Annotated in this window: 7 protein-coding genes; 3 read left to right on the top strand and 4 right to left on the bottom strand. The window is 71.4% G+C overall.

What is annotated here, in order from left to right; genetic code table 11:
- The coding region (locus DQW85_RS32005; RefSeq protein WP_162795541.1) for a CHAT domain-containing protein at nt 1-2474 on the top strand (2474 nt) is incomplete at its 5' end.
- 151 nt (nt 2475-2625) lie between these two features.
- Here DQW85_RS32005 and qcrB read toward each other — a convergent pair.
- From qcrB to ctaE, 4 genes are read right to left on the bottom strand one after another with little or no spacing between them, the layout of a single operon-like run.
- Nucleotides 2626-4278 (bottom strand): cytochrome bc1 complex cytochrome b subunit, encoded by a 1653-nt coding sequence (gene qcrB / locus DQW85_RS32000; RefSeq protein WP_113703519.1) that lies wholly within the window; start codon nt 4276-4278, stop codon nt 2626-2628.
- Nucleotides 4275-5387, bottom strand: a complete 1113-nt coding sequence (gene qcrA / locus DQW85_RS31995; RefSeq protein ID WP_113703518.1) for a cytochrome bc1 complex Rieske iron-sulfur subunit — start codon at nt 5385-5387, stop codon at nt 4275-4277. The genes qcrB and qcrA overlap by 4 nt, the downstream gene beginning before the upstream one ends.
- A complete protein-coding gene (qcrC, locus tag DQW85_RS31990) occupies nt 5384-6193 on the bottom strand; it encodes a cytochrome bc1 complex diheme cytochrome c subunit (RefSeq protein WP_113703517.1) in 810 nt (269 codons plus the stop codon). Before qcrC ends, qcrA begins: the two co-directional genes overlap by 4 nt.
- 14 nt (nt 6194-6207) lie before the next feature.
- On the bottom strand, nt 6208-6861 hold the full coding sequence (gene ctaE / locus DQW85_RS31985) for an aa3-type cytochrome oxidase subunit III (RefSeq protein ID WP_113703516.1): 654 nt from the start codon (nt 6859-6861) through the stop codon (nt 6208-6210).
- Between the two features lie 196 nt (nt 6862-7057).
- Here ctaE and DQW85_RS31980 point away from each other — a divergent pair, with 196 nt between their 5' ends.
- Both DQW85_RS31980 and trpD read left to right on the top strand, forming a co-directional pair.
- Entirely contained in the window at nt 7058-7456 is a 399-nt protein-coding gene (locus tag DQW85_RS31980; RefSeq protein WP_113703520.1) for a response regulator transcription factor, read from the top strand.
- Between the two features lie 9 nt (nt 7457-7465).
- Nucleotides 7466-8383, top strand: a 918-nt coding sequence (trpD, locus tag DQW85_RS31975; RefSeq protein ID WP_113703515.1) for an anthranilate phosphoribosyltransferase, incomplete at its 3' end; no start/stop codon positions are given.

The raw sequence follows: 8383 nt of genomic DNA, 5'->3' as shown, positions 1-8383 counted from the left end.
GGACCGGGCGCGCCGGCGACGCCGACCTCGCCGTCGAAGCCGCGCGGGCGGCCACCGCGGGCGTCTCCGACGAGCCCGCCTTCGCCGGGGTGACCGCCGCGGCACTGCAGACCAGGTTCGCGCTCATGGGGAACCTCGCCGACCTGAACGAGGCCATCGAGCTGTGCCGCGAGGCGCTCGACCGGCACACCGGGCACTCCGGCCTGCTCAGCCAGCTGGCGGGCTCGCTCTGGGACCGCTTCCGGCACAACCGCGACATCGGCGACCTCGACCAGGCCATCGAGCACGGCGACAGGGCGCGCGAGGCCATCATTCGCGGCCCGGACGGCCGCCCGGCCGACCACCGCGCGCCGGCCAGGCACCTGTACAACCGGGCCGGGATGCTGTGGAACCGGTTCGAGGAGACCGGCGACCTCGACGACCTCGACGAGGCCATCGCCGCCAACAGGACCGCCTTGGACATGCTCCCGGCCGGGCACCCGCACCGCAGGCTCATCGCCGGTGGGCTGAACATCCTGTACGCGGCCCGGTTCGGGCACGCCGGCGCGCCCGAGGATCTGGCGTCAGCGCTCGACAGCGGGCTGGCGGCGCTGTCGTCGACGCCGGCCGACGACGCGCTCCGGCCCGGACGCCTGCACATGATCGGCATGGCGTACCTGGGCAGGCTGGCCGGGACCCGGGGGCGGCACGACCTCAACCAGGCGCTCGCCGCGATCCGGGAGTCCGTCGAGACCACTCCGGACGACCACCCCAACCTCTGCGGCAGGCTGTCCTCGCTCGGCATGGCCCTGAGCGTCAAGTACCAGTTGCAGGGCCGCTCCCCTGACAGGGACGAGGCGCTGGCCGCCATGCGCCGCGCGGTGAACGTGCCCACCGCGCCGACCGCGGTGAGGGTGCACGCCGCCCGGCAGTACGGCGACTTCGCCCTGCGCACCGGCGCCGCCTCCACGGCGCTCGACGCCTATCGCTACGCGATCGACGAGCTGCTGCCCCGTCTGGTGTGGCGCGGCCTCGACCGGCGCTCCCAGCAGAGCCTGCTCAAGGACGTCGCGGGCCTGGCCGGTCAGGCGGCGGCCGCCGCGCTGGCCTGCGACTCGGCGGACGAGGCCGTCCGCCTGCTGGAACAGGGCAGGGCCGTCCTGTGGGCGCAGATGGTGGAGACCCGTACCGAACGGACCAGGCTCCGCGAGGAGCACCCCGGCCTCGCCGCGGAGTTCGACGAGGTGTGCGAGATCCTGGAGGCGTCCGCCGAGCCCTCGGTGGGGCGGCTGGAGGTGCGGCGCGACCTTGCTGACCAGCGCAGGCGCGCCGCCACCCGCTTCGACGGCCTGCGCGACCGGATCCGCGCGCTCCCGGGGTTCGCCGGATTCCTCCGGCCGGTCCCGTTCTCGGCGCTGCGGGAGGCCGCGGCCGAGGGCACCATTGTGATCGTCAACGTGGACGAGTCCCGATGCGACGCGCTGCTGCTCCGCAGCGACGGCCTGCGCGCGTTGCCGCTTCCCGGCCTCACCCGCGAGGAGGCGTCGGCGCGGGCGGACGCGTTCCGCCGGGCGATGTCCAGGCTGGGCGAGGGTGGCGGCGACCCGGGGGCGCGCATCGCGGCTACGCAGACCCTGCGGGCCACTCTGGAGTGGCTGTGGCAGCGCGTCGCCGGTCCGGTCCTCGCCGGACTGCTGCAGGAGCCGGCCCCCGGCGAGCGTGCGCGGGCCGGGACGACCGGGCCCGGCTCGCCACCGCGGATCTGGTGGTACCTGACGGGGCCGCTGGCCGGGATGCCCGTCCATGCCGCCGGAACCGGCGAGCGATGGGTGGGAGACCACGTCGTCTCCTCCTACACGACCACGCTCCAGGCCCTGATCAGGGCCAGGACCAGCCCGTCCGGCCCATGCCGCGCCCTCGCGGTCGGACTGCGCCGGACCCCCGGCGGCTTCCCCGAACTGCCCGGCGTGCCGGGCGAGCTGGAGACCGCCGCCGAACTGCTCGGCGCGACCGTGCTCGGCGAGGAGAACGCGACATGCGAAGCCGTGCTCCGGGCGATCACCGGCCACTCATGGGTCCACCTGGCCTGTCACGGCCGGCAGGATCCCGCCGACCCGTCCACCAGCCATCTCGCCCTGCACGACGGCTCCGTCACCGTCCTGGACGTGTCGCGGCGGCAGACGCAGGGAGCGGAGCTGGCCTTCCTGTCGGCCTGCGAGAGCGCCCAGGGCGATCTGGCCCTGGCCGACGAGGCCATCCACCTCGCCGCGGCCTTCCAGCAGGCCGGCTACCGCCACGTGATCGGCACCCTCTGGACGCTCCAGGACTCGACCGCGGCCGGCGTCGCGGGTGAGGTCTACCGCGCCCTCTGCTCGGCGGGCGCGCCGGACTCCGGCCGGGCGGCGTACGCGCTGCATGAGGCGGTACGGCGCCTGCGCCTCGCGTCTCCCTCCGCACCGGTCCGCTGGGCCACGTACCTCCATCTCGGCCCTTGACCGCCCGGAGACCGGCCCCACCACCTCCCGGCCTGCTGGGAACGGGTAGCCGAAGCGGCGCGAGCATGGAAACGACAGTGGGCTGGACACGGCGGTGGCCCGGACGGGATCGTCCGGGCCACTCCAGGGTCGGTCGGCGTGACCGAAGCCGTCAGTGCGACAGGGACCGGTCGTCGTCTCCCTTTCCGATGGCGGCGTGCTCCTCCTCGTGGCCGTGGGCCTCCTCAAGGGGGATCTTCTCGCCGCCGTACGCCTTGGACATGCGCCCGCGCAGCTTGCCGAGCGGGCCGCGCATGCCCTTGGGCGGGATGCCCGCGCGGTCCTCCGCGACCGGCAGCGTGAGCACGGCCTCCTTGCCCCGCACGTGGGCCTCGATGTCGTCCGCCGGAGCCGTGTGGACCTCGATGAACTCGCCGTGCGGCAGCCTCTTGATCACGCCAGACTCGACGCCGTGCGAGATGACCCCGGAGTCCTGGCGCTGCAGGCCGAGGCAGATCCGGTAGGTGATCATGTAGGCCAGCGCCGGGCCGAGGAACACCAGCACGCGGCCGGAGTACGTCGTCCAGTTGAGGTTGACGTGGAAGAACGCCGAGATCTCGTCGTTGGCGCCGAGCAGCCAGAGCACGCCGTAGAACGTGATGGCGGACATGCCGATCGAGGTGCGGTGCGGGTTGTTGCGCGGGCGGTCGGCGACGTGGTGCTCGCGCCGGTCGCCCGTCACCCACTGTTCGAGGAACGGGTAGAGCGCGAGGCCCGTCATGATGATGCCCATCGGCACCAGCGCCGGGATGATCACGCTCAGCGGCAGCGTGCCCGCGTGGGCCGTGCCGAACATGTTGATCTCCCAGGCCGGCATGATGCGCAGGGCGCCTTCGAGGAAGCCCATGTACCAGTCGGGCTGCGAACCGGCCGAGACGTCCGCGGGCGTGTACGGACCGAAGATCCAGATCGGGTTGATCTGGGCGAACGTCGCCAGACCGGCGACCACCGCGAACGTGAACAGGAAGAACGCGCCCGCCTTGGCCATGAAGGCCGGGTAGAACGGCGCGCCCACCACGTTGTGGTTGTTGCGGCCCTTGCCCGGCATCTGGGTGTGCTTCTGCACCCACATGAGCACCATGTGGGCCGACACGAGCGCCAGGATGATGCCGGGGATGAGCAGGATGTGCAGCGAGTAGAACCGGGAGATGACGTCGTGCCCCGGGAACTCCCCGCCGAACAGGAAGAACGTGATGTACGTGCCCACCAGCGGCAGCGAGATGGCCACGCCCTCGGTGATCCGCAGACCGGCGCCGGAGAGCAGGTCGTCGGGGAGGGAGTAGCCGGTCAGCCCTTCCAGGAGGGCCAGGGTCAGCAGCAGGACGCCGATGATCCAGTTGAGCTCGCGCGGCTTGCGGTAGGCGCCGGTGAAGAACACCCGCAGCATGTGCACCACCATGCCCGCCACGAACAGCAGGGCGGCCCAGTGGTGCATCTGCCGCATGAGCAGGCCGCCGCGCACCTCGAAGCTGATCTCCAGCGACGAGGCGTACGCCTCGGACATCAGGACGCCCTTGAGCGGCGCGTACGGGCCGTCGTAGGGGATCTCCAGCATGCTGGGCTTGAACCAGAGCGTCAGGAACGTGCCGGTCAGCAGCAAGATGATGAACGAGTAGAGGGCGATCTCGCCGAGCAGGAACGACCAGTGGTCGGGGAAGATCTTGCGCAGGTTGCGCTTGAGGAAGTTGCCCGCTCCGATGCGGTCGTCGAGGAACGACGCCGGCGCGCCGACGGCCTTCGGGACCGTTGTCAGGTCGTCGCTCATGCCTGGCCTCCCTTGGACCTGGCCTCAGCCTCAGCGTCGCCGCGCTCCCAGTAGCTGGGACCGACCGGCACGTTGAAGTCGCCCTGCGCGATGAGGTAGCCCTGCTCGTCGACCGTGATCGGCAGCTGCGGCAGCGGCCGGGCGGCCGGGCCGAAGATGACCTTGGCGCCGTCGGCGGCGTCGAACGTCGACTGGTGGCAGGGGCAGAGGATGTGGTGGGTGGTCTGCTCGTACAGGGCCGCCGGGCAGCCCACGTGCGTGCAGATCTTGGAGTAGGCCACGATCCCGTCGTGCGTCCAGTTCTTGTTGGTGCCCGACTTGATCTCATCGGGCCGGAACTTGATCAGGATCAGCGTGGCCTTGGCGAGGGCGGTGAGGTCGTGCTGGTAGCCCTCGGGCACGACCGACAGGATGCCGCCCGGCGAGTTGAAGTCGGCCGCGCGGATCGGCTGGCCGGTGCCCTCGACGAGGAGGCGCAGCGGCTTGCCCTCCTTGGTCTTCTCGCCCCAGACGGTGTGGCGCAGCGTCTCGTTGAACTTGGAGGCGGGCATCTTCGCGTTGTCGAGGTCGCGCAGCAGCACCAGCGGGAGCAGGCCCAGCGGCGCCGAGGCCAGCAGCAGCGTGCGGCGCAGCAGCGGGCGCTTGACGAACCCGCTCTCGTTGGCGCCCCGCACGAAGGTGTCGGCGACGACCTCGCGGGTGTCCTCGCCGGAGGCCATCGGGTGGCGCTCCTGGATCAGCGAGTATTTCGGCATGATCTGGCGGACCCAGACGACGATGCCGGCGGCCAGCCCCAGCAGCGCCAGCGTCAGCGTGCCGCCGAGCGCCAGGTTGGAGATCCCGGTCGAACCCAGGCTGCCGACCTGGAACACGACGTAGGAGAGGATGAAAGCGATGGCCGCGACGAACGTGACCGTGAAGCAGAGCGCCACGATCCTCTCGGCCTTGCGCGCCTTGTGCTCGTCCGGGAAGGTGACGCCCGGCTCCTCGGCCCGGTCCACGGCGCGCTCCCCGTCGCCGAGCACCGAGGTGCCCGGCGCGGGGGTGCCGATGACGCGCCTGGGAACGCGCTCGTCGACCTGCTCGATGTCCTGCTGGTTGTCTGTCATGACTTCTGTCGCTTCTTCGCGGTGATCCAGATGGCGGCGAGTGCGAGGACGCTGATGCCCACGATCCACCCTACGAGTCCCTCGGTCACGGGGCCGATGCGGCCCAGACCGAAGCCTCCCGGGTCCTTCTGCTCGCGCACCTGGGTGATGTAGGCGATCATGCTGCGCTTCTCTTCGGGCGTGATCGTCGTGTCGTTGAAGACGGGCATGGCCTGCGGCCCGGTCACCATCGCCTCGTAGATCTGCTCGGGGGTGGCCTCGTCCAGGCCGGGCGCGTACTTGCCGCGCGTGAGCGCACCGCCCGCGCCCGCCCAGTTGTGGCACTGGATGCAGTTGGCGCGGAACAGCTCGCCGCCCTTGCCGGCGTCGCCGAGGTGGGGGTCGACCTGCTCCTTGGTGGGCACCGTGGGGCCGCCGCCGAGCGACTGCACGTAGGCCGAGATCTGGCGGATCTTCTCCGGGGTGACCCAGCCGGCGAGCGGCTTGCGCGGCATCTGGGCGCCGGGGTTGGCGGCGGGCATGCGGCCGGTGCTCATCTGGAAGTCGACGGCCGCGGCGCCGACGCCGACCAGCGTGGGACCGGTGGTGGTGCCCTGCGCGTTGGGGCCGTGGCAGCTCGCGCAGTGAACCTGGAACAGGCTCCTGCCCGCCTCGACGTCGTCGATCCTGCCGGCCGCGAGCGCCGCGTCGGCCGGCCTGCTCGCCTGCACCAACGCGGCGTATACCGTCCCGACCAGCGCCAACGCCAAAATCAGGACGGCGTATCTCGCGAGGGGATGCCGCCGCCAAGCGGTGATCCTAGTCACAGAGATCCCGTTCCTTAACGAATGATGTAGATGGTCGCGAAAAGACCGATCCAGACGACGTCGACGAAGTGCCAGTAGTAGGACACGACGATCGCGCTGGTGGCCTGCTCATGCGTGAAGCGCTTCGCGGCGTACGTGCGTCCCAGCATGAACAGGAACGCGATCAGGCCACCGGTCACGTGCAGGCCGTGGAAGCCCGTCGTGAGGTAGAACACCGAGGTGTAGGCGTTAGCGGACAGGGTCGCGCCCTCGCTCGCCAGCTCGCCGTACTCGTACAGCTGACCGGCGACGAAGACCGCGCCCATCAGGAAGCTGACGACGTACCAGAAGCGGAGCTTGCCGACCTGCCCCTTCTCCGCGGCCCACACGCCCAGCTGGCACGTCACACTCGACAGGACCAGGATGATCGTGTTGACCGTCGCGAACGGGATGTTCAGGTGAGCGCCGTGCTCGGAGGAGGCGCCCTCGCGCAGCAGTGCGGGGCCCCACTCGAAGCCGTTGCCCACGCTCACCGACCGGATGGTGAAGTACATCGCGAACAGCGCCGCGAAGAACATGAGCTCAGAGGACAGCCAGACGATCGTCCCGACGCTGACCAGGTTGGGTCTGCGGGACGAATGGGCTGTCGTCGTCGAAGTTATTGCGGATGCTGTCGCCACGGGCAGCATTATTGCGGCTCTGGTGGTCGGTCCGGCGCACGACCCCCCGTTAGCGGGGGACCGCAGGCCGGCGACCTGGGATAATCACTGCAAATCAGCTGCTGGACGCGGTGGCCTGGGATAGCACGCCGCCGCACCGGTACGATCCCAGGTGACCATACCGCTTCGACCGATAGCGAGCGCGACCGTGAGCACCGACGACACGATGAGGGTCCTCGTCTACAGCGACGACGCCGCCACCCGTGAGGAGGTACGGCTGGCGCTCGGCCGGCGACCCGCGGCCGACGTGCCCCTCGTGGAGATCGTCGAATGCGCCACCGAGCCCAAGGCGCACCAGTGGCTCGGCTCCGGCGAGATCGACGTGGCCGTGCTCGACGGCGAGACGCAGCCCGCCGGCGGCATGGGCGTGTGCCGCCAGGCCAAGGACGAGGTCTACGACTGCCCGCCGATCTGCCTGATCATCGCCAGGCGCGACGACCGCTGGCTGGCCGAGTGGTCCAGGGCCGACGCCGTCGTGCCGCAGCCGCTGGAGCCCATGGTCCTGGCCGACACCGTCGCCGACCTCATGCGCCGCCGTTCCTCGACCCGACTCAACGCTAAGTAGGTGCCTCCCGTGGATGCCCGGACGACCTGGCCAGCCCTCCTGTCGGCGCTCCTCGCCGGCGAGCACCTCTCCGCTGACGAGACCGCCTGGGCCATGCGGGAGATCATGTCCGGCTCCGCGACGCCCGCGCAGATCGCCGGCTTCGCCATCGCGCTGCGCGCCAAGGGCGAGACCGTGGCCGAGGTGGTCGGCCTGGCCCGCACCATGCTGGAGCTGGCCACGCCGCTGAGCGTGGAGGGCCCCGTGGTCGACGTGGTCGGCACGGGCGGCGACCGCGCGCACACGGTCAACGTCTCCACGATGGCCGCCATCGTGGCCGCCGCGGCGGGCGCCCGCGTGGTCAAGCACGGCAACCGGGCGGCCTCGTCCTCCTGCGGCGCCGCCGACGTCCTGGAGCACCTGGGCATCCGCCTCGACCTCACCCCGGAGCAGACCGCCCGGGTCGCCCGGGAGGCGGGCATCGCGTTCTGCTTCGCGCCCGTCTACCACCCCGCGCTGCGCTTCGCCGGCCCGCCGCGCAAGGAGATCGGCGTGCCGACGGTCTTCAACTTCCTCGGCCCCCTCACCAACCCCGCCCGCCCCGCCGCCCAGGCCATCGGCGTCTACGACTCCGCCATGCTGCCCGTGCTCGCGGGCGTCTTCGCCGAGCGCGGGGTGTCGGCGCTGGTGTTCCGCGGCGACGACGGGCTCGACGAGCTCACCATCGCCACCACCTCCACGGTGTGGCTGGTCAGGGACGGCGCGGCCACGCAGACCGTCTTCGACCCGGCCGTGCTCGGCATCCCCCGCGCGGACGCGGGCGCCCTGCGGGGCGGCGACGTGGCCTTCAACGCGCAGGCGGTCCACGACCTGGTGGGCGGCAAGCCGGGGCCGGTGCGCGACGCCGTCCTGCTCAACGCCGCCGCCGCGCTGGTGGCCCTCGACGGC

It is taken from the genome of Nonomuraea lactucae (assembly GCF_003313395.1).
GTDB lineage: Bacteria > Actinomycetota > Actinomycetes > Streptosporangiales > Streptosporangiaceae > Nonomuraea > Nonomuraea lactucae.
Note: the sequence above shows the minus strand (reverse complement) of the source record. Positions and strands in the feature narration are given on the sequence as shown.

Coding starts and splice junctions, on each gene's coding strand:
- ctaE (WP_113703516.1), bottom strand. CDS start 6,861: ATGCTGCCCGTGGCGACAGCATCCGCAATAACTTCGACGACGACAGCC.
- qcrB (WP_113703519.1), bottom strand. CDS start 4,278: ATGAGCGACGACCTGACAACGGTCCCGAAGGCCGTCGGCGCGCCGGCG.
- qcrA (WP_113703518.1), bottom strand. CDS start 5,387: ATGACAGACAACCAGCAGGACATCGAGCAGGTCGACGAGCGCGTTCCC.
- DQW85_RS31980 (WP_113703520.1), top strand. CDS start 7,058: ATGAGGGTCCTCGTCTACAGCGACGACGCCGCCACCCGTGAGGAGGTA.